The following is a 19,333-nucleotide window of genomic DNA, read 5'->3' as shown; positions in this document are numbered from 1 at the left end:
GGCCACCGCCCTGTCAGCCCCAGCACCATTCCCGGATCAGTTCTTGTCCACCGCCCTGTCCGCGACGTCCTCGACCCTGTCCGTCGGGCCGGGTGCCGGGTTCCCGCGTTTGGCCGCCTGGATCTGCTCGTACACATGGGTGCGCAGTTCGGCGAAGCGCGGGGCGACCCGGGTGTGCAACTGGTCGCGTTCGTCCGGGAGATCGATCGTCAGCTGCTCCCTGACGACGGTCGGGGACGCGGACAGGACGAGCACCCGCTGACCCAGGTACACGGCCTCGTCGATGTCGTGGGTGACGAACAGGATCGTGATCCCGCGCTGCCGCCACAGGCCCCGTACGAGGTCTTCGAGGTCGGCGCGGGTCTGGGCGTCGACCGCCGCGAACGGCTCGTCCATCAGCAGGACTTCGGGCTCGTAAGCGAGCGCGCGGGCGATCGCGACCCGCTGCTGCATCCCGCCGGACAGCTGCCACGGATACGCCCCGGCGGCGTCCGCGAGCCCGACCGAACGCAGCGCGTCCGCGACCAGTTCACGGCGCCGGGACTTGGACAAACCCTTCTGCTTCAACGGGAGTTCGACGTTGTCGCCGACGCGCATCCAGGGGAACAGGCTGCGACCGTACTCCTGGAAGACGAACGCCATCCCGGGCGGCGGACCGCTCACCGGCCGTCCCGCGAGCGTCACTTGGCCCGCCGTCGGTGTCATGAGCCCGCCCACGCACTTCAGCAGGGTCGTCTTGCCGCAGCCCGACGGGCCGACCAGGCACACGAGTTCACCCGCCTCGATGCCGAAGGTGAGGTCCCGCACCGCCTCGACCCGGCGCCCGGACCCCTCGTAGACCTTGTTCAGCCCGGATACATCGAGAAGCGCGCCCATGGACCGCCCTTTCACGTTCGAGAGGCTCACTGCGACCGCCGGGCCGAGGCGCGCAGACCGTGGTACCAGCCGAGCACCCGCCGCTCGACCAGCTGGAAGACGACGGAGAGGACGAAGCCGAGCAGGCCCAGGACGAGGATCCCGGTCCACATGTCCGGTATGGCGAAGCCGCGTTGGAACTGCACGATGGTGAAACCGAGGCCGTTGCTGGCGGCGAACATCTCGCTGATGACCATCAGGATGATGGCGATGGACAGCGCCTGGCGCAGCCCCGCGAAGATCTGCGGGCTCGCCGAGCGCAGCACCACGTTCCGCAGTCGGGCGGCTCCCGTGATCCCGTACGAACGTGCCGTTTCGGCCATCACCGGGTCGACCGCGCGCACCCCCTCGACGGTGTTGAGGAGGATCGGCCAGACGCAGCCGCTCGCGATCACGGTGATCTTCATGGTGTCGTCGATGCCCGCGAACAGCATGATGACGGGGATCAGGACGGGCGCCGGGATTGCCCGCAGGAACTCCAGTACCGGCTCGCACAGGGCCCGCACCCGCCGGTAGGAGCCGATGACCGTGCCGAGGGCCACTCCGACGACGGCCGCCACCGTGTACCCGGCGGCCAGCCGCAGGACGCTGGGCAGCACGTCCGCGCGGAGCCGTTCGGGGGTCCAGACGTCGGGGAAGGCCGTGAGGATCGTCCGCAGGGGTGGCCAGAAAGGGTTGGTGCTGTCGTCGGAGGCGAGCCACCAGAGCCCGAGCAGGACGACGGGCAGGGCGACGACGAAGACCAGCCGGAGCAGGAGCCGGGTCACACCGCCACCTCCCCGCGCACCGACTGGTGCCAGGCCAGCGCCCGCCGTTCCACCGTACGGGCGCCCACGTTGATGACAAGGCCGAGCAGCCCGGTCACCACGATGAGCGCGTACATCTCGGGCACCGCCTGCGAGTTCTGCGCGATGGCGATACGCGCGCCCAACCCCGGTGCCCCGATGACCAGTTCGGCGGTCACCGTGAGGATCAGCGCGACGGCCGCGGCCAGCCGTACGCCGGTCATGACGTACGGCAGCGCGGTCGGCCACAGCACGTACCGGATGCGCGCCCAGCCGCCCAGACCGTACGAGCGGGCCGTCTCGTCCGCGACCGGGTCCAAGTCCTGGATGCCGTACAGGACTTGGACCAGCACCTGCCAGAAGGAGGCGTACACGACGAGGAGGAGGACCGAGCGCAGTTCGCTGCCGTAGAGGAGGACGGCGAGCGGGATCAGCGCGACCGACGGGATCGGGCGCAGGAACTCGATCGTCGACGCCGTGGCCTCGCGCAGATACGGCACGACCGACACGAGCACCCCGACGGCGATGCCCGCGCTCACCGCGATGGCGAGGCCCAGCGCCCAGCCGGTGAGCGTGTCGCCGAGCGCCGCCCAGAAGGTGTCGTCGGACAGCTCGTCGCGGAGGGCGCCGGCGATCCGGGCGACGGGCGGGAAGTACGCCTCCTTGACGAGACCGAGCCGCGGCACCGCCTCGCCCAGGGCGAGGAAGACCGCGAGCCCGGTCGTGCCGAGAACGGCGTTCGTCCCTCTCACGGCAGCAACTTGTCCAGGTCGGGGGTCTTCTTGAAGAGCCCGTCCTCCTCGCCGAGCTTCATCAGCGCCTCGATCGAGGCACGGTTGGCCTCGGCGGGCCACTTCGGCAGGGTCACCTTCGCCAGTACGTCCGCGGGGATCTTGGTGTACGTCGTGATGATCTGGCGGGCCTCGTCCGGGTGGGCGTCGGCGTAGGCGAGGGACTCGGCGGTGGCCTCCTGGAACTTCTTCACCAACTCCGGGTTCTGCTGGGCGTATTGGGTGGAGGTGAAGTACATCGCGACGGTGCAGTTCGGCGCGATGTCCACCAGCGGCCAGCCGATCTCCACACCGCCCTGGCTCTTGACGGTCGCGAGGGCCGGTTCGACGACCTGGGCGGCGTCGATCTGCCCGCTGTCGAGGGCGGCGGGCATCTGGTCGAAGGCCAGCTCGACGAAGGTCACCTTGTCCGGGTCACCGCCCGCCTTGCGCACCGCCTCGCGCACCGAGGTCTCGTTGATGTTCTTGAGGGTGTTGACGGCGACCTTCTTGCCCTCCAGTTCCTTCGCCGACTTGATCGGGCTGTCCTTCTTCACGGTGATCGCGCCGAAGTCCTTGCCCTTCACACCGGTCGAGGCGATCCCGTTGACGACGGCCTTGACCGGCACGTTGTTGGACTGGGCGATCATCAACGACGTCACGTTGCTGAAGCCGAACTGGAACTGGCCGCTGACGACACCCGGCACGATCGCCGCGCCGCCCTGCGCGAGGGTGAGGGACAGCTTGAGCCCGCGCTCGCTGAAGAAGCCCTTCTGCTGGCCGAGATAGAGGGGCGCCACATCGACGATGGGGATGATGCCGACCTTGACCGTGGTGATACCGCTGGACGACGTGGTGCCGCCCGACGAGCCGGAACCGTCCGACGAACCACAGGCCGTCGCGGTGATCAGGAGCGTGGCGGCCGTGAGGCCGGTGAACAGACGACGCATGACTCCTCCTGTGGGACCGATCCTGGTGCTCCGACAGGTTGTGCCAGATGGTGGCGGATTGTGCGCAGACAGCACGGGCGTGCTCAGGGAGAACGTCTCAGCGGGAACGTAGAGCCCCGTACGAGCCAGGGTCAATGCCCGTGCCGTACCCGGTTGTTGACGTACACGGCACGCACTCATAGCGTGCGCACAGCGCACACTCGTACGTCCCCTGGAGGCTACGATGACCGCTGCCGCCCGCGCCCCGCACTTCGTCCGCTCCTTCGAACGCGGCCTGGCCGTCATCCGCGCCTTCGACGCCGAACACCCGGCGCTGACGCTCAGCGAGGTCGCCCGCGCCTGCGAACTGACCCGTGCCGCCGCCCGCCGCTTCCTGCTCACCCTCGCCGACCTCGGCTACGTCCACAGCGACGGCCGGCTCTTCCGGCTCACGCCACGCGTGCTGGAACTCGGCTACGCGTACCTCGCCGCCTTCACCCTGCCGCAGATCGCGGAACCGCATCTGGAGCAACTCGTCGCGCAGGTGGGGGAGTCGTCCTCGCTGTGCGTCCTGGACGGCGACGACATCGTGTACGTGGCCCGCGTCCCCATCCGCCGCATCATGACCGCCGCCATCACCGTCGGCACCCGCTTCCCGGCCCACGTCACGTCAGTGGGAAGGGTGATCCTCGCGTATCTGCCCGAGGATGAGCTGGACGCCCGCCTCGCCGGCGCCGACCTGCGCCCGCTGACCGACCGGACGATCACCTCAACGGCCGTACTGCGGGCGGAACTTCAGCGCGTGAGGCGACAGGGGTACGCCGTCGTCGACCAGGAACTGGAGGAGGGGCTGCGCTCGGTCGCCGCCCCGGTGCGGGACCGGGACGGCGAGGTGGTGGCCGGCGTGAACATTCCCGTCCACGCCGGCCGCAACTCCGTGGAGTCGGTACGCCGGGACCTGCTGCCCCATCTCCTGGCGACCGTCGCCCGGATCGAGGCCGACCTGGCGATGGCTACAGGTCGAGGACGAGCCGCGGACCACGGCACCGGGACACACAGATGAGCATCGTCTCGCCCGCCTCCCGCTCCTCGTCCGAGAGCACCGAGTCCCGGTGGTCCGGGGTGCCTTCGAGGACGTCCGTCTCACAGGTGCCGCAGGTGCCCTCGGTGCAGGAGTAGAGCACCTCGACCCCGGCCTCGCGCACGGTGTCAAGCACGGACACGTCGACGGGCACGGTCAGCGTACGGCCGCTGCGCTGCAGCACGACCTCGAACTCGCTGTCGTCACCGCCCTGTTGCGCCTTGGGCGTGAACCGCTCGACGTGCAGCGCACCGCCCGGACAGACGGACTCCACCGCGTCGAGAAGGGCCCCGGGACCGCAGCAGTAGACGAGGGTGCCCTCCGCCAGCCGCCCGACCTCCGAGTCGAGGTCGAGGAGCCCCGTCTCGTCCTGCGGAGCGAACGTGACCTTGTCCCCGTACCGCTCCAACTCCTCCGTGAACGCCATGGAGTTGCGGGTGCGCCCGCCGTACAGCAGGGTCCACTCGGCGCCCGCGGCCTCGGCGGCGGCGAGCATCGGCAGGATCGGGGTGATGCCGATACCGCCCGCGACAAAGCGGTAGCGGGGCGCCGGCTTGAGGGCGAAGTGGTTGCGGGGGCCGCGTACCCGGACCTTGTCGCCGAGCCCCAACTGCCCGTGCACGTACGCCGATCCACCGCGCCCGTCCGGCTCGCGCAGCACCGCGATCCGCCACGCCGACCGGTCGGCCGGATCCCCGCACAGCGAGTACTGGCGCTCCAGCTCGGGCCCGAGCACGACGTCGACATGGGCGCCGGGCTCCCACGGCGGGAGTTCTTCACCCAGCGGATGCCGCAGACTGAGCGCGAGCACGCCATCGGCGGCCAACTCGCGCCGATCAACGACGAGTTCGGCTTCGTACACGCTCATGAGCTGCTTCCTTGCGGCTGGTCGGCCTGCGGCTGATGTCCCTGGGGGTGGGAGAGCATCCACTCCCACATCTCGATGGGGTCCTGCGAGCTGTGTTCACGGCCGCAGTGACAGGTGCCGTGCAGGATGTCCGTGCCCGGCAGCCAGTCGATGCGGTAGACCTCGCCCGTGGGGCTGCTCACAGGACCTTCTCCACGGGCTTGTCGCCCTCCTCGACCAGCCGGGCGAGGATACGGCGGGCGGCGAGACCACCGGTGTCGATGTTGATGCTCAGCTCCTGGTAGCCGGTGCGCTCCGAACCCAGCGTCTCCTGAAGGAGGTTGAGCGCCACGACGTCCTGCATGACGACCGTGTGGTTGTTGCTCCGCAGGAACTCGGTGACCTCGTCGTCGTCCGTGGCCCAGTCCCGCGAGACCATCCAGAAGTCGTACACCTTGCCGTCGGACGACGGAGTGATCGCGTACGTGATCTCGGTGTGGAAGCCGTTCGGGTCGCTGCCGTCCGCCTCGGGCACCACGCCGACCGGCGCGATCCGGCTGTGCAGCAGATACAGGCACGGCGCGTGGTACTCGATGTCCTGCCAGCGGGTGATCCGCCCCTCGATCCCGGTCGACTTGGCGTAGAACGGCGGGCATTCGGCGTCCGCCATGTGCCGGCTGACCCGGACGATCCCGGCGCCCTCGTCGACCTCGGTGGTGATCGGCGTCTCGGCGACCTCGGGGGTGCCGATGTAGCCGCCGTGCAGATAGGTCTCGTGGGAGAGGTCGAGCAGGTTGTCGACCAGGAGCCCGTAGTCGGCGTCGATCGGCTCCATGCCCTGGATGGTCGTCCAGCCGGGGGAGTCGAGGTGCCGGGCGCGCGGGATGGTCTGCGGGTCGGCCAGTGCCGGGTCGCCGATCCAGACCCAGATCAGCGAGTCCTGCTCGACGACCGGGTAGGAGGCGACGCGGGCGGTGCGCGGCACCCGTTTCTGCCCCGGCACGTACACGCACGTACCAGTGGTGTCGTAGGTGAAGCCGTGGTAACCGCACACGATCCGGTCGCCGTCGAGTCCGCTCTCGGAGAGCGGGTACCGGCGGTGCACACAGCGGTCGTGCAGGGCTATCGGCGTCCCCTCGCCCTCGGTGCGATAGAAGACGAGCGGCTCCCCGAGAATCGTCCGTCCGAGCAGCTCCCGCCCCACCTCGTGGCTGTAGGCGGCGACGTACCACTGGTTCCTGGCGAAGGCGGTGGTGTGCGGCATCGTTGCGGCTCCCGTCGTTGGGTGATGGCGACATCGTCCGGAAGGGCGTCAGGGGGGCGCAATACTGCTTCCGCCTCGCGGAAGGCTCGATGGAAAAGGCCTGTTCAGAGGGCCACCCGACGGACCAGCCTTCGTCGGTCGGCCGGACCCGGCCCGTCCACGGGCAGGTCAGTCGGCTTCGGCCCCGGGCAGCAGGCGCGAACCCGCCACGGTGAAGCCGATCCGGGCCCCGCCGCCCGGGCGGGGGCCCGCGGTCACCGTGCCGCCGTGGACCTCGGCGACGTCGCGGACGATGGCGAGGCCGAGTCCGGTCAAGTGACCGCCGTCAGCCCGCCCTCGGCAGCGGTACGGGATCGGAGCCGGTCCGTTCCTCCGGGGCGGCCTCGGCGCGCGGCCGGAGGGCGACCACGCCCGCCTCCGGCACGGTGACGGGCGGGACCGCATCGACGCTTCGGCGCCCGGCTGCCCGGCGGGACTCGAGAGCCGCGATGCCGTACCACGCCAGCAGCGGCGCTACCGCGGCCGACAGCGTGCCGAGCGCGTGGTGGTCCGGGGTCAGTACCGCCGCCGTGACCGCGAACAGCGCGACGGCCGTCGCCGCGGCCCGTACCCGGCACCTCGCTGTGAGGGCGACGACCGCCAGCGCCATCAGCACATACCCGCCCGCCAGCACGCCCGGCAACGCCAAGTAGCCGCCGACGAGGGCCGCCTCGTCCGCCGGGAAGCCCTGGACGGAGGCGAAGACGGCCAGACCGGCCGCGTTGGACACGAACAGCGCGAGGGCGCCGCGCAGATAGACCGGCTGGTTCCGGGACGCCAGCCAGAACAGGGTCAGCGCCATCAAGGGCCAGGCGGCGAAGGTCTCGACGTGGCCTAGGGTCACCGTCGTGGCCTCGCTTACCGTCGCCCAGCCGGCTGTCACGGCGGTCCCGAACGGACGGGCGTTCTCGGCGGCGGACCCCGCCCAGCCGAAGCCGAAGAGGGCGTTGCCGTCCGCCGTCACGGCGAGGAGGCCGCCGTACACGAGACCCGTTCCCGCCACACCCGCCGCCCCGCGCCGCAGGCCCCTGCCCGTGATCACCTTGGACGGCGCGAGGCGTCCCCGGCGTTCCTCGCGGTGTGCGCGACGGCGCGGGGCACACGCCGTGATGCAGCTCATCGTCCGACAGCCTCCTGATCGGCCGAGGACACGACACCTCGGTGGACGCGTCGACACCCTGTTCCTGGATGCTCTTGGATCAGGTAACTGGACTGAACTCTCCGCTTATTCCCCCTGCGGTGAGTGGGACGGGTGTGATGCGCGAGACATCGAATGGGCACCTGGGGTCCCCGGAACGGCCGTCACGGTCGGTGCGACCCCAGGCCCTTCGTCTCCGCGTGGCCGATCAGAGCCCGCTCCGCCTGCAGTGGTGTGGGCGCGGCAGGCAGCGGGTCCGTGTGGTCCGCCCTGCACGCCGTCAGCAGGAACGCGACCAGGCGTCGCCAAGCGTGCGGGGCGGCGCACCGGGTCACCTTCACGACCCCCGCATTGGCCAGCAGGAACAGGAGAACGTCCTCCGGCACGAAGTCGTCCCGCAGGGCTCCGGCTTCCTGGGCCTGCCGCACGAGCTTGGTCAGGGCGGCGGACTGCCGGTCGCAGAGGATCGTCGCGACCTCCGAGTCGGGCAGCCGGAGGGTGAACAGGTCGCTCAGGCCGCGATCGGCCGCCTTCACGCCCTCCGCCGCAGCCATACGTCCGGCCTAGCAACCGGACTACAGTCTCCGGTTACTGTGCGCCACCACGGCGGTCGGGAGCAGCCGGTGGGCCCACGCCCGTCCATCTGCCCACCCGGTCACCCGCTCACCCGCTCACCCGCTCACCTGGTCATCCGGTCGCAAGGGAGACCTCCGTCGACTTGATCAGGGCGACGACCGGTGAACCAGCGGCCAGGCCCAGATCGTCCACTGCCTCCGTGGTGATCGCGGCCGTCAGTTCACCGCCCGTGACGGCGACCTTGACGGAGGCCATGGCGGCACCCGTGGTGATGCCGGCGACCGTGCCGGGGAGCTGGTTGCGGATGGAGACGCCCTCGACGGCGGCGGTGGCCAGCGAGACCTCCGTGGACTTGACCAGGGCGCGCACGACGGTGCCCTCGACAAGGCCGAGTTCCGTGACGGACTCCCGGGTGATCGCGGCGGTGAGGTCCTGACCGCCGTCGAGCCGGACCTTGACGGTGGCCATGACCTCTCCGGCGGTGACCGCGGTGACGGTACCGGGGATCTGGTTGCGGATGCTCAGACTCATGACGGAACGCCTCACAGGGGAAGGGGTGCGGAATGTCGTCCTTCGGTGTTTTTGTGAGGCTCACGCTAGCCGGGGCGGGCGCGGGGTCAGGTCAGGCCGGGTGCGCGTGGGTCCGTGTCGCCCCGAAGGGCCGACGGGTTGCCGCCCCATCGTCGACTCCCGCCGATGGGGCGGCCGTTCACGCCCCCAGTTCCTTGCGAATGCGGTCGAGCATGAACGCGGAGGATTCCTTGGCGCGTTCCTCCCAGGCGAAGACGCAGGCGGTGGCGACGCCGTCGAAGTCCAGTTCGCGCAGGGTGGAGAAGAAGACGTTCCAGTCGACCTCGCCCTGGCCGATGTCCAGGTGCTGATGGATACGGGCCGTGGTGCCGGGCGGGTTGAGGATGTAGCGCAGGCCCGACGAAGCCTTGTGGTTGAAGGAGTCCGCGATGTGGACGTGCTGGAGCTTGTCGCCCGCGTACCGCATCATCGCCGCGATGTCCGCACCGACCTCCGAGGCGCCGGAGAGATGGAAGGAGTGCGGGGCGCAGTAGAGGTAGTTCACCCAGGGCTTGTTGACGGCCCGGACCAGGTCGACCGCCGGAGTGTTCTCCTCGCAGAAGTCGTCCGGGTGGGCCTCCAGGTTCAGCGCGATGCCCTCGCGCTCGAACAGCGGCAGCAGCTCCTCCAGCGAGCGCCAGAACGCGGCCTCGCTCTCGGCGGCGCGCTCGGGGCGGCCGTTGAACTCCGAGTTCATCAGCGGGCATTCGAGGTCGGCGGTGATCTCGATCATCCGCTTCCAGTAGCGGACGGCGGCCTGCCGCTCGCCCTCGTCGGGTGAGGACCACTTGTACAGCGGCAGCACGGACGACAGCTGCACGCCGTGTGCGCGCAGGGAGTTCTTGAGTTCCGCGATCCGCTCGTCGTCCGCGCGCGGATGCAGGAAGAACGGCATGAAGTCGTCGCGCGGCGACAACTCGATGTACTCGTAGCCGAGTTCGGCCACCGTGCGCACCATGGCGTCGATCGGCAGCGCACGGAACATGTAGGGGTCGAGGGCGATCTTCACGCGGCACCTCCGTAGAGCGCGGGGCGGGGCTTGAGGTCGGTGGCGACGACGCTGCCCGACTCCAGGGCCTCGACGGTCGCGCTGGTGATGACGGTCGCGGCGTAGCCGTCCCAGGCGGACGGGCCGGTGGGCTCGGCAGCCGCCGAGACGCCGGCGATCCACTCGCGGAACTCGGTGTCGAAGGCGTCCGTGAAACGGTCCACCCAGTCCGTGAGGATCTCCGTGCTGTGCCGGCCCGCGCTGCGCAGCCCGACGGAGGCGGGGTCGGGCAGCCTGACGACGCCCTCCTCGCCGACCGCCTCGCACTGGATGTCGTAGCCGTACTGGCAGTTGACGAAGACCTCCAGATCGATCCGGACGCCCTTGGCGGTCTCGAAGAGCATGATCTGAGGATCCCTGAGATGGTCGAACCGCTTGCCGGTGGCGCGCGGGACGACCACCTGGGCGGAGACGATCTCGTCGTCGAGCAGCCAGCGCAGTACGTCGACCTCGTGCACGGCCGTGTCCAGGGCGGCCATCGCCGACGTGTACGACTCGGGGACCGTCGGGTTGCGGTGGGCGCAGTGCACGATCAGCGGCTCGCCGATCCGGCCCGAGTCGATGACCTGCTTCATCTTCCGGTAGCCGGCGTCGTAGCGGCGCATGAAGCCGACCTGGACCAGGCGGCGGCCGAGTGCCGTCTCGGCCTCGACGATGCGCAGACAGTCCTCGACGGTGGTGGCGAGGGGCTTCTCGCAGAACACCGGCTTCCCGGCGGCCACCGCGTTCAGTACGTGCTCGGCGTGGGTCGGGCCCCAGGACGTCACGAGCACCGCGTCCACGTCGTCCGCCGCGATCAGGGCCGCCCCGTCGGGCAGCACCTGGGCCCCGGCCGGCGCCGCCGCCTCCTCGGCGCGGGCCGCGTCGATGTCGGTGACCGCGGTGACGCGCGCGCCGGTGACGGTGTCGGTGAGGCGCCGGATGTGCTCCTTGCCTATCCAGCCGGCGCCGATGACGCCTACACGCACAGTCATGAGTGGTGTTCCTTTCCGCGGGGACACGCAGGGTTCCCGTATCGCTCTGCCGCGCTCTACTAGCGCGCGCTAGTTCGCTGCTGCGAGTACGATGACCCCTGTTCAAACGTCATGTCAATGGCTTCGGAGGGTTGGTTCACAGGTGGATGCGTCGGGCAGGCAGCGGCCCACGATGGTGGACGTCGCCGAGAAGGCGGGCGTCTCCCGGGCGCTCGTCTCGATCGTCTTCCGCAACCAGCCGGGAGCCAGTGAGGAGACCCGGGAACGGGTGCTCCGGATCGCGGACGAGATCGGCTACCGCCCCGACAACGCGGCCCGGCTCCTCGCCCGGGGCCGCAGCCGCACCCTCGGCGTGATGTTCACCGTCCACCAGGCCTTCCACACGGACCTCATCGAGGGCATCTACCCGGCGGCCGAACACCTCGGCTACGACGTGCTGCTCTCCGCCGCCGCCCAGGGCCGCAGCGAGGCCAAGGCCGTCGAGGCCCTGCTCAGTCACCGTTGCGAAGCGCTGATCGTCCTTGGCTCCGCCGCCGATGCCGCCTACCTCGACGCGCTCGGCGCCCGCACGGTCGTCGTCTCGGTCGGCCGCCGCGTCCCCGGCGCCCCCGTGGACTCCGTGCACAGTGCCGAGGGCAAGGGCATACGGCAGGCCATGGACCACCTCGTCGAACTCGGGCACCGCCGGATCACGCACATCGACGGCGGACGCGGCCCGGGGTCGGCCGACCGCCGGCGCGCCTACCGGGCTGCGATGCGCAGGCACGGACTGGAGCCCGAGGTCCGGGTGATTCCCGGCGATCACACGGAGCGGTCGGGCATCGAGACCGGGCAACTGCTCCTGGCGGAACGCGACCAGGGGCAGCCGCTGCCCACCGCGGTCCTCGCGGGCAACGACCGCAGTGCGATGGGCCTGTTGATGGCCCTGACCCGGGGTGGCGTCGAGGTCCCGCGCGATCTGTCCGTCGTCGGGTACGACGACAGCCACCTCTCCCACCTCATGCCGATCGGCCTGACCACCGTCCGCCAGGACGCGGTGCTGATGGCGGAGCACGCGGTGGACTTCGCCGTCCGGCGGCTGGAGAAGCCGGGGCTGGAACCGCAAGAGGCCGTCCTGGAACCGAAGTTGGTGGTACGAGGCACGAGCGGGCCACCCCCGGAAGGGGTGGCCTGAGCCGGTCAGCGCGTGCCCTTCGCCGCGAACTCCGCGACGGAGTCCGCGTTCTCCTTGGTGATGAAGGCGGGCCCGGTGAGGACCGGCGCCGTCCCGCCGCCGCTGAAGTTGCCGTTCGTCTTGTAGAGCCACAGGGCGTCGACGGCCAAGTAGCCCTGGAGGTAGGGCTGCTGGTCGACGGCGAACTGCACGGTCCCGTCCTGGACCGCCTTCACCAGGTCCTTGTTGAGGTCGAAGGTCGCGAGCTTGGCCTTGCTCCCGGCGTCGGACAACGACTGGACGGCGGTCAGTGCGATGGGGGCGCCGAGAGTGACCACCTCGTCGATCGAGGGGTCCTGCCGGAGCTTCGCGGTGATCGTCGACTTCACGGACGGCATGTCCGTACCGTTGACGTAGAGGTTGTCCGTCTTGCCGCTGAAACCCTTCTTCAGGCCGGCGCAGCGGGCCTCCAGGGCGACCTGGCCCTGCTCCTGGACGACACACAGGGCGTGCTTGGCGCCCAGCTGGTTCAGCCGCTCGCCGAAGGCCTGTCCGGCGATGTTCTCGTCCTGGCCGAAGTACTCGAGCATGCCGAGCTCCTTCCAGTTGTCCAGGCCGGAGTTGAAGCCGACGACCGGGATGCCGGCCGCCACGGCCTTGGCCACCGCGTCCTTCATGGCGTCCGGCTTGGCCGCGGTGAGCGCGATGCCGTCGACCTTCTGGTCGATCGCGTTCTGCACCAGGTTGGCCTGGTTCCCGGCGCTGGGGTCGCTGGAGTAGACGAGCTTGATGTTGTCCTTGGCCGCGGCGGCCTCGGCGCCCTTGCGGATCAGGTCCCAGAAGGTGTCGCCGGGCGCGGCGTGGGTGACCATCGCGACCGTCATCCGGGGCGTGGTCGCCTTCCCGGCCGAGGCGGCGTCCGCGCCCTCCTCGGACTTCTTGCCGCCGGAGCCGCTGGAGCAGCCGGCGGCGAACAGGACGCCGGCCAGAGCGGTGGCGGTCAGGCCGGTGGCTCGTTGGATTCTGCGCATGTCCCGTGCACCTCGCTGTGCTGGTCATGATGGGAGACGGCCATCGGCGGGGCCGCCCGCCGGTGCCTCTGGAGCGCATTAGTAGCGCGCTCTAGTGGCACGTACTATGGAGCCGCCCAACGGTGATGTCAACGGGTATGTCAGGACGTCCCAACAAAAGGTCCGGAGCTGTTCCCGGTGCGCCCGGCGCCCGCGTCGATCTGACTCCCCGTCAATTCCCCGCTTCCTCCCCCGACGCCCACAGGCGAAGCCGGAAGAGTGGCCGCGCAGCCACCCCGATCAGGGCCCCTGCCGTCCCCTCATGCCTGAGGAAGCCATGACACCCACACCCCACGCCCCCACACGCGCCCTCGCCAGGAGCCGCCCGGCCCCGTTCCAGCCCGCCTCCCGCTCACTCGGACCGGCCCCCGGCACCGCCACGGTGGAGATCGTCATCCCCGTGTACAACGAGGAGCGCGCCCTGCCCGGCTGTCTGCGCACCCTGCACGCACGCCTCGACGACGGGTTCCCCTTCCCCTGGCGGATCACCGTCGCCGACAACGCAAGCACGGACGCGACGCTCACCACCGCCCACGGTCTCGCGGACGAACTGCCCGGCGTGAGCGTCGTACACCTGGACCGCAAGGGCCGCGGTCTGGCGCTGCGCACCGTGTGGGCCGGCAGCGACGCCGACATCGTGGCGTACATGGACGTCGACCTGTCGACCGGCCTGGACGGACTGCTCCCGCTCGTCGCCCCGCTGGCCAGCGGCCACTCCGACCTGGCGATCGGCAGCCGCCTCGCCGCCGGCGCGCGTACCGTGCGCGGACCCCGGCGCGAGTTCATCTCCCGCTGCTACAACGGCATCGTCCGGCTCACCCACGGCGTGCGCTTCACCGACGCCCAGTGCGGATTCAAGGCGGCCCGTACGGACGTACTGCGGCCCCTGCTCGAAGTGACCCGCGACGACGCGTGGTTCTTCGACACCGAACTCCTGCTGCTGGCCGAGCACAACGGACTGCGCGTCCACGAGGTGCCCGTCGACTGGGTCGAGGACGTCGACACCCGCGTGGACGTCGTCTCCACCGCGACCGACGATCTGCGCGGCCTGTGGACCATGGCCCGGCTGAAGGCGTCCGGCGCCGGACGCGTCGAGCTGCCCCGCCGCCCCGAACCGGCCGCCGAGCACCCCGACGCGGTCCTGGCGCCCACCGGCCGACGCGGCGCGCTGTCCTGGGAGGTCGGTTGCTTCGTCGCGATCGGGATCGTCTCCACCCTCGGACAGGCCCTGCTCTACTGGCTGTTGCGCTCCTGGTGGTCACCCGCGGCGGCCAACCTCGTGTCGCTGCTGGCGCTCACCGTCCTCAACACCGAGGCGAACCGCCGGCTCACCTTCCGGCACACGGCAGCCCCGCCGACCCGCGCCCATCTCGGCGCCGGAGGCCTGTTCGTGCTCGGCTACCTGGCCACCTCGGCCGCCGTCCTGTGGTTCACGCACGCCGTTCCCGGCGCGTCGACGGCCGCCGAGACCGCCGTACTGGCCGCGGCGTCCGTCGTCGTCACCGTCGTGCGGTTCGCCGTCCTGCGCTCGGCCGTCTTCCGCAGCCCCCACCGCCGTACGTCCTGACGAGAGCGACCCCCTCCTCATGAGCGACTCCACGCACACCCTGCCCTCCCCGGCACCCGCCTCCGACCGACCGCTCGGCCCGGCCCGCCGCGCCCTGCCCTCCTGGGCCGCGCCCGCCGCCCTCGCGGCGATCCTCGTCCTCGCGACCGCCCTGTACGGCTGGGCTCTGGGCTCCCTCGGCTGGGGCAACAGCTACTACTCGGCGGCCGTGAAGTCGATGGGCCGGAACTGGACCAACTTCCTCTTCGGCGCCTACGACCCGGCCGGGGTCATCACGGTCGACAAACCGCCGGCCGCCCTGTGGCCGCAGGTCGTCAGCACCAAGATCTTCGGCCTTCACGGCTGGGCGCTGATCCTGCCCCAGGTGATCGAGGGCGTGGCCGCGGTGTTCGTGCTGCACCGCACCGTGCGCCGCTGGGCGGGGGAGGCCGCGGCACTGACCGCCGCCCTGGTCCTCACGCTCACGCCCATCACCGTGGCGATCAACCGGGACAACAACCCCGACACCCTCCTCGTCCTGCTTCTGGTGTCGGCGGCGTACGCGCTCACCCGCGCGCTGGCGGCCGACGGCAGGACCGCCACCTGGTGGCTGTGCGCGAGCGGCTTCCTGATCGGATGCGGCTTCCTCACCAAGATGCTCGCCGCCTGGATGGTCGTCCCCGCCTTCGCCGTCGCCTGGCTCGTGGCAGGAAGCGGCGCCTGGGCACCGCGAGTCGGGCGGCTGCTGGGCGCGGGCGCCGTCCTGGCGGCGTCCTCCCTGTGGTGGGTCGCCATGGTTGCCCTGTGGCCGGGCGACCGTCCGTACATCGGCGGCAGCGAGGACGGCTCCGCCTGGGATCTGGTGATCGGCTACAACGGACTCGGCCGTGTCTTCGGCTCCGAGGGCGGAGGCCAGGGCCCGGGCGGTGGTTCGTTCGGAGGCGGTGGCGGGTTCGGCGGTGCCTCCGGCCTCGGGCGTCTCTTCAACGACCAGGTCGCGGGGCAGATCAGCTGGCTGCTGCCCCTCTGCGCGGTCGCCCTGGCCGTCGCGGCGGGCTGCGCGGTGCTGCGCCGACGCGGCCGACTGCCGGACTCCGTACCGCTGCCCGCCGCCGGCTGGCTGCTGTGGGGCACCTGGCTGGTGGTCTGCGCGGCCGTGTTCTCCACCCAGCAGGGCATCTTCCATCCGTACTACACGACCCAACTCGCCCCCGCGATCGGCGCGTTGTGCGGTGGCCTGGTGGCCACGCTCGTACGGGCCCACCGTGCCGGACTCCGCTGGGTCCCCCTGGTCGGTGTCGCCGCGGTCGCGGTGAGCGTCGGCTGGGCGGTGGCGCTCGTCCGCCGCGACCAGGACTGGAACGGCTGGCTCGTCTGGCCGGTGCTGCTGTCCGGCTGCCTCGCGATCACCCTGCTCCTGCTGTCCCGGCGGGGCGGGCGACTGCTCACCGTGGCGGCCGGCGCGGCGGTCGTGTCGGTGCTGCTGGCGCCCGGGGCATGGGCGGTGAGTGTGCCCGCCTCGACGAGCGCGATCGGCGGGAATCCGACAGCGGGGCCGACGGGGCTGGGCTTCGGCGGGGGAGGGGACATGCCGCGGATCGGCTCCGGAGACGGGGGCCAGCCCTCGGAGCTGCCGTCCGGAATGCCCTCCGGCATGCCCGACCTCCCCGGTGGTTCTGGATCGGGTCAGGGCCAGTCCGGTGAGGTGCCGTCCGGTGGGCTGCCGACCTTCCCCGGCAACGCCAACGGCTCCGGCGCAGGTGTTGGAGCCGGAGGAGCCGCAGGACTCGGCAGCGGTGCACAACTGACCGACGATCAGCGCAAGATCCTCACCTACGTGGTCGAGCAGGCGCCCGACGCCCGTATCAAGCTCGCCGTCGAGGGCGGCGCCATGTCCACCAGCGCCTTCATCCTCGGCAGCGACGAGACGGTCGTCGGTATGGGCGGCTTCACCGGCTCCGACGACGCGCCGTCGGTCGGGCAGTTGGAGAAGTGGACCAAGGACGGCGACCTACGCTACGTACTGGGCTCGGAGTCGGGCGGCGGCCTCCCCGGCGCGTCCGGCGGGACGTCCCAGCAGCGCTCCGACTGGCTCGCGGAGAACTGCACCGAGGTGCCCGCCTCGTCGTACGGGGGCACGTCGTCCCAGGACAGCGGCGCGGGGGCGACGGGATTCGGCGGTGCCACCGTGCTGTACGACTGCGCCGCCCGCTGAGCCGACACGTACGACGCACCCCAGAACGGACGGACCGGCGTCATGACCGAACGGACCGCGGCCGAGGCCCGGCGCAGGCTTCTCGTGGTGGAGGACGAACCCAGCATCCGCACCCTGCTGGAGTCCACCCTCCGCCTCACCGGATACGAGGTGACCAGCACCGACAGCGGCCGAGCGGCTCTCACGGAGACCGCGCGCCTCGTCCCGGACCTGATCCTCCTGGACGTGACCCTGCCCGACCTGGACGGATTCGAGGTGACCCGGAGACTGCGGGCGGCGGGGAACGACGTACCCGTGCTGTTCCTGACCGCCCGCACCGGCCTCCACGACCGTCTCACCGGCCTGGGCGCCGGCGGGGACGACTACGTGCCCAAGCCCTTCAGCATCGAGGAGGTGCTGCTGCGCATCGAGGCGATCCTGCGCCGCACCGGCGCCGCGCTCCCGCCGGCCGAGGAGGAGCAGCGGCTGGGGTTCGCCGATCTGGAGATGGACGAGCACGCGCACGAAGTGCACCGCGCCGGCGCGTACGTCCCGCTCTCGCCCACCGAGTTCAAGCTGCTCGGCTACCTAATGGAGAACGCCACCCGGGTGGTGAGCAAGGCCCAGATCCTCAACCACGTGTGGGGGTACGACTTCGCGGGCGACGCACGCATCGTCGAGACGTACATCAAGTACCTGCGCAGAAAGATCGACCACGTCGATCCGCCGCTGATCCACACCGTGCGCGGGGTCGGCTACTGCCTGCGGCTGCCCCGCGAGCGGACGGGGGCCGACGGCCGGTGAGACCACTTCCGCACCGGCCGCCGGGTTCGCTGCGCACGCGGCTGATCCTGGGCGTCACCGTCCTGGCCACGGCGGCGGTGCTGGCCTCCCAGGTGGTCGGCTTCGTCGTGCTGCGTTCCTGGCTGCTGGACCGGGTCGACCAGCAGCTCGCCGACTTCCATCCACCGACGCGCGCCTACACCGACGCGCTCCGCGACGACCTCCCCGGCCCCGGCACGCTGCCCTCCGACTTCCGGGTCTACTTCTACGACTCCGAGGGCCGGCGCCTGAACCTGTCGATGGGTACGGGAAAGCGGACCGGGCCCCGGCTTCCCGACTCCGCCGCCGGTCTCCGGCTGCGCGAGGCACGTCCGGCGAGTGTCCCGGCGGCGGACGGCGACAGCAACTGGCGGGTGGTCAGGTACTCGGGGCCGGACGGGATGAGCGCGGTGGTGGCGCTGCCGCTGGACACCGTCGAGGGCGCCCTGTCGAGGCTCGGGTGGCTGGACCTCGGCCTGCTGGCGGTCACGGTCGTGGGCCTGGTCGCCCTCGGCCGATGGGTGGTCCGGCTGGGGCTGCTGCCGCTGACCCGGATGGAACGCACCGCCGAGGACATCACCGCCGGCGATCTCGGCCTGCGGCTGACCGACACCGACGCGCGCACCGAGATCGGCCGGCTGGGCAGGGTGCTCAACACGATGCTGGACCGGCTGCAGCGGGCCCTGCGGGAGGGGGAGGCGTCGGAGGCGCGGATGCGGCGCTTCGTCGCCGACGCCGGCCATGAACTGCGTACGCCCCTCACCGCGATCCAGGGGTACGCCGAACTCGCCCTGCGTCCCGAGGCGCGCCCGGAGCGCGAGCGACGGGAGGCCAACCGGCTCATCGTGCACAACGCGGAGCGCATGAGCCTGCTCGTGGACGACCTCCAACTGCTCGCCACCCTCGACAAGGAACCCTCCTACCGGCGCGAACCGGTGGACCTCCTCTCGCTCGCGGCGGACGCCGTCAGCGCCGCCGCCCTGCACGGCACCACCCACCGGGTCGACCTCGGCCCGCTGCGCACCGACGCCGACCCGACCGGCACCGACGAACTCGAACTCGTCGAGACGGTGGGCGATCCGCACCGCCTGCGGCAGATCCTGGAGAACCTGCTGTCCAACGCGCGGACCCACACCCCGCCGGGCACCGCCGTGCACATCCGCGTGGGCACGGACCGCCAGGGCCGCACCGGCGCCTCACCCGCCCTGCCCGAGGGGGCTCCCGTGGCGGTGGTCGAAGTCGCCGACGAGGGCCCGGGGCTCGGTCCGCACGACGCCGCGCACGTCTTCGAACGCTTCTACCGGGCCGATCCCTCCCGCTCCCGCGCCCACGGCGGCAGCGGGCTCGGCCTCGCCATCGCCGCCACCATCGCCGAGGGGCACGACGGCCGCCTCGAACTTGACACGGCCCCGGGCCACGGCTGCGTCTTCCGCCTCGTCCTGCCGTACCTGCCCGCCGAGTGGCGGACCGACCGGCCGGGCCGACGGGCCGACGGCGAGGCATAGCGGTCTCTTGGGCAGGGCTTGAAGGCGCCGTTGGCCGGACTTGGCCCGCCCCTCATCTCGTGTACCGACGACCTTCACACCGACGCCACCAGACCCTTCCGTGCCGT

At 71.0% G+C, this 19,333-nt stretch carries 20 protein-coding genes; 6 read left to right on the top strand and 14 right to left on the bottom strand.

Annotated features, from left to right (window positions below; all coding sequences use genetic code 11):
• Positions 1 to 36: 36 nt before the first annotated feature.
• The 4 genes from LUX31_RS05875 to LUX31_RS05860 are packed head-to-tail and all read right to left on the bottom strand — an operon-like array spanning position 37 to position 3,420.
• Entirely contained in the window at positions 37 to 876 is an 840-nt protein-coding gene (locus tag LUX31_RS05875; RefSeq protein ID WP_235473642.1) for an ABC transporter ATP-binding protein, read from the bottom strand.
• Between the two features lie 26 nt (positions 877 to 902).
• A complete protein-coding gene (locus tag LUX31_RS05870) occupies positions 903 to 1,682 on the bottom strand; it encodes an ABC transporter permease (RefSeq protein WP_235473640.1) in 780 nt (259 codons plus the stop codon).
• Positions 1,679 to 2,452: an ABC transporter permease gene (locus LUX31_RS05865; RefSeq protein ID WP_235473638.1), complete on the bottom strand. Its 774-nt coding sequence runs from the start codon at positions 2,450 to 2,452 to the stop codon at positions 1,679 to 1,681. The genes LUX31_RS05870 and LUX31_RS05865 overlap by 4 nt, the downstream gene beginning before the upstream one ends.
• The gene (locus tag LUX31_RS05860; RefSeq protein ID WP_235473637.1) at positions 2,449 to 3,420 is read right to left on the bottom strand and encodes an ABC transporter substrate-binding protein; all 972 of its coding nucleotides are present in this window, start codon (positions 3,418 to 3,420) and stop codon (positions 2,449 to 2,451) included. Before LUX31_RS05860 ends, LUX31_RS05865 begins: the two co-directional genes overlap by 4 nt.
• 223 nt (positions 3,421 to 3,643) lie before the next feature.
• On the opposite strand from LUX31_RS05860, the gene LUX31_RS05855 reads away from it, so the two are divergent.
• Positions 3,644 to 4,462, top strand: coding sequence for an IclR family transcriptional regulator domain-containing protein (locus tag LUX31_RS05855; protein WP_235473636.1), 819 nt, complete (start codon positions 3,644 to 3,646; stop codon positions 4,460 to 4,462).
• Here LUX31_RS05855 and LUX31_RS05850 read toward each other — a convergent pair.
• The 9 genes from LUX31_RS05850 to LUX31_RS05810 all read right to left on the bottom strand — a co-directional run bounded on the left by LUX31_RS05850 (position 4,413) and on the right by LUX31_RS05810 (position 10,936).
• Positions 4,413 to 5,348, bottom strand: a complete 936-nt coding sequence (locus LUX31_RS05850; protein ID WP_235473634.1) for a PDR/VanB family oxidoreductase — start codon at positions 5,346 to 5,348, stop codon at positions 4,413 to 4,415. The genes LUX31_RS05855 and LUX31_RS05850 overlap by 50 nt on opposite strands.
• Complete coding sequence (locus tag LUX31_RS05845) at positions 5,345 to 5,530, bottom strand: hypothetical protein (protein WP_235473633.1); 186 nt, start codon at positions 5,528 to 5,530, stop codon at positions 5,345 to 5,347. Before LUX31_RS05845 ends, LUX31_RS05850 begins: the two co-directional genes overlap by 4 nt.
• Positions 5,527 to 6,591, bottom strand: coding sequence for an aromatic ring-hydroxylating dioxygenase subunit alpha (locus LUX31_RS05840; RefSeq protein WP_235473631.1), 1,065 nt, complete (start codon positions 6,589 to 6,591; stop codon positions 5,527 to 5,529). The genes LUX31_RS05845 and LUX31_RS05840 overlap by 4 nt, the downstream gene beginning before the upstream one ends.
• A gap of 168 nt (positions 6,592 to 6,759) precedes the next feature.
• Entirely contained in the window at positions 6,760 to 6,906 is a 147-nt protein-coding gene (locus LUX31_RS05835) for an ATP-binding protein (RefSeq protein WP_443045928.1), read from the bottom strand.
• 10 nt (positions 6,907 to 6,916) lie between these two features.
• Positions 6,917 to 7,750 (bottom strand): hypothetical protein, encoded by an 834-nt coding sequence (locus LUX31_RS05830; RefSeq protein ID WP_235473630.1) that lies wholly within the window; start codon positions 7,748 to 7,750, stop codon positions 6,917 to 6,919.
• A 182-nt stretch (positions 7,751 to 7,932) separates the two neighbouring features.
• Entirely contained in the window at positions 7,933 to 8,322 is a 390-nt protein-coding gene (locus tag LUX31_RS05825; RefSeq protein ID WP_235473628.1) for an SbtR family transcriptional regulator, read from the bottom strand.
• Between the two features lie 133 nt (positions 8,323 to 8,455).
• Positions 8,456 to 8,875 carry a TOBE domain-containing protein gene (locus tag LUX31_RS05820; protein WP_235473626.1) on the bottom strand — a complete coding sequence of 140 codons (420 nt, stop codon included), beginning with the start codon at positions 8,873 to 8,875 and terminating at the stop codon, positions 8,456 to 8,458.
• A 178-nt stretch (positions 8,876 to 9,053) separates the two neighbouring features.
• Positions 9,054 to 9,923 carry a sugar phosphate isomerase/epimerase family protein gene (locus LUX31_RS05815; protein WP_235473624.1) on the bottom strand — a complete coding sequence of 290 codons (870 nt, stop codon included), beginning with the start codon at positions 9,921 to 9,923 and terminating at the stop codon, positions 9,054 to 9,056.
• Positions 9,920 to 10,936 carry a Gfo/Idh/MocA family oxidoreductase gene (locus LUX31_RS05810; protein WP_235473623.1) on the bottom strand — a complete coding sequence of 339 codons (1,017 nt, stop codon included), beginning with the start codon at positions 10,934 to 10,936 and terminating at the stop codon, positions 9,920 to 9,922. The genes LUX31_RS05815 and LUX31_RS05810 overlap by 4 nt, the downstream gene beginning before the upstream one ends.
• A gap of 172 nt (positions 10,937 to 11,108) precedes the next feature.
• Between LUX31_RS05810 and LUX31_RS05805 the strand changes: the two genes are divergently transcribed.
• Positions 11,109 to 12,110, top strand: a complete 1,002-nt coding sequence (locus LUX31_RS05805) for a LacI family DNA-binding transcriptional regulator (protein ID WP_235473621.1) — start codon at positions 11,109 to 11,111, stop codon at positions 12,108 to 12,110.
• Positions 12,111 to 12,115: 5 nt separating this feature from the next.
• Here LUX31_RS05805 and LUX31_RS05800 read toward each other — a convergent pair whose 3' ends face one another.
• The gene (locus LUX31_RS05800) at positions 12,116 to 13,120 is read right to left on the bottom strand and encodes a substrate-binding domain-containing protein (protein ID WP_235473620.1); all 1,005 of its coding nucleotides are present in this window, start codon (positions 13,118 to 13,120) and stop codon (positions 12,116 to 12,118) included.
• Between the two features lie 316 nt (positions 13,121 to 13,436).
• Here LUX31_RS05800 and LUX31_RS05795 point away from each other — a divergent pair, with 316 nt between their 5' ends.
• The 4 genes from LUX31_RS05795 to LUX31_RS05780 are packed head-to-tail and all read left to right on the top strand — an operon-like array spanning position 13,437 to position 19,226.
• Positions 13,437 to 14,726 carry a glycosyltransferase gene (locus LUX31_RS05795; protein WP_235473618.1) on the top strand — a complete coding sequence of 430 codons (1,290 nt, stop codon included), beginning with the start codon at positions 13,437 to 13,439 and terminating at the stop codon, positions 14,724 to 14,726.
• A gap of 19 nt (positions 14,727 to 14,745) precedes the next feature.
• Positions 14,746 to 16,920, top strand: coding sequence for an ArnT family glycosyltransferase (locus LUX31_RS05790; RefSeq protein WP_235473616.1), 2,175 nt, complete (start codon positions 14,746 to 14,748; stop codon positions 16,918 to 16,920).
• A gap of 42 nt (positions 16,921 to 16,962) precedes the next feature.
• A complete protein-coding gene (locus LUX31_RS05785) occupies positions 16,963 to 17,703 on the top strand; it encodes a response regulator transcription factor (protein ID WP_235473615.1) in 741 nt (246 codons plus the stop codon).
• Entirely contained in the window at positions 17,700 to 19,226 is a 1,527-nt protein-coding gene (locus LUX31_RS05780) for a sensor histidine kinase (protein ID WP_235473613.1), read from the top strand. Before LUX31_RS05785 ends, LUX31_RS05780 begins: the two co-directional genes overlap by 4 nt.
• Positions 19,227 to 19,333 lie beyond the last annotated feature (107 nt).

This window comes from Streptomyces sp. GQFP (assembly GCF_021545335.1).
In the GTDB taxonomy this organism is placed as follows: domain Bacteria; phylum Actinomycetota; class Actinomycetes; order Streptomycetales; family Streptomycetaceae; genus Streptomyces.
The sequence above is the reverse complement of the archived record's forward strand: the minus strand, read 5'-3'. Positions and strand labels throughout refer to the sequence as shown.

What these genes read in the sequence shown, in the direction of transcription:
- LUX31_RS05875 (WP_235473642.1), bottom strand. Translation starts at nt 876, where the DNA reads ATGGGCGCGCTTCTCGATGTATCCGGGCTGAACAAGGTCTACGAGGGG.
- LUX31_RS05860 (WP_235473637.1), bottom strand. Translation starts at nt 3,420, where the DNA reads ATGCGTCGTCTGTTCACCGGCCTCACGGCCGCCACGCTCCTGATCACC.
- LUX31_RS05855 (WP_235473636.1), top strand. Translation starts at nt 3,644, where the DNA reads ATGACCGCTGCCGCCCGCGCCCCGCACTTCGTCCGCTCCTTCGAACGC.
- LUX31_RS05850 (WP_235473634.1), bottom strand. Translation starts at nt 5,348, where the DNA reads ATGAGCGTGTACGAAGCCGAACTCGTCGTTGATCGGCGCGAGTTGGCC.
- LUX31_RS05840 (WP_235473631.1), bottom strand. Translation starts at nt 6,591, where the DNA reads ATGCCGCACACCACCGCCTTCGCCAGGAACCAGTGGTACGTCGCCGCC.
- LUX31_RS05830 (WP_235473630.1), bottom strand. Translation starts at nt 7,750, where the DNA reads ATGAGCTGCATCACGGCGTGTGCCCCGCGCCGTCGCGCACACCGCGAG.
- LUX31_RS05825 (WP_235473628.1), bottom strand. Translation starts at nt 8,322, where the DNA reads ATGGCTGCGGCGGAGGGCGTGAAGGCGGCCGATCGCGGCCTGAGCGAC.
- LUX31_RS05820 (WP_235473626.1), bottom strand. Translation starts at nt 8,875, where the DNA reads ATGAGTCTGAGCATCCGCAACCAGATCCCCGGTACCGTCACCGCGGTC.
- LUX31_RS05810 (WP_235473623.1), bottom strand. Translation starts at nt 10,936, where the DNA reads ATGACTGTGCGTGTAGGCGTCATCGGCGCCGGCTGGATAGGCAAGGAG.
- LUX31_RS05805 (WP_235473621.1), top strand. Translation starts at nt 11,109, where the DNA reads ATGGTGGACGTCGCCGAGAAGGCGGGCGTCTCCCGGGCGCTCGTCTCG.
- LUX31_RS05800 (WP_235473620.1), bottom strand. Translation starts at nt 13,120, where the DNA reads ATGCGCAGAATCCAACGAGCCACCGGCCTGACCGCCACCGCTCTGGCC.
- LUX31_RS05795 (WP_235473618.1), top strand. Translation starts at nt 13,437, where the DNA reads ATGACACCCACACCCCACGCCCCCACACGCGCCCTCGCCAGGAGCCGC.
- LUX31_RS05790 (WP_235473616.1), top strand. Translation starts at nt 14,746, where the DNA reads ATGAGCGACTCCACGCACACCCTGCCCTCCCCGGCACCCGCCTCCGAC.
- LUX31_RS05785 (WP_235473615.1), top strand. Translation starts at nt 16,963, where the DNA reads ATGACCGAACGGACCGCGGCCGAGGCCCGGCGCAGGCTTCTCGTGGTG.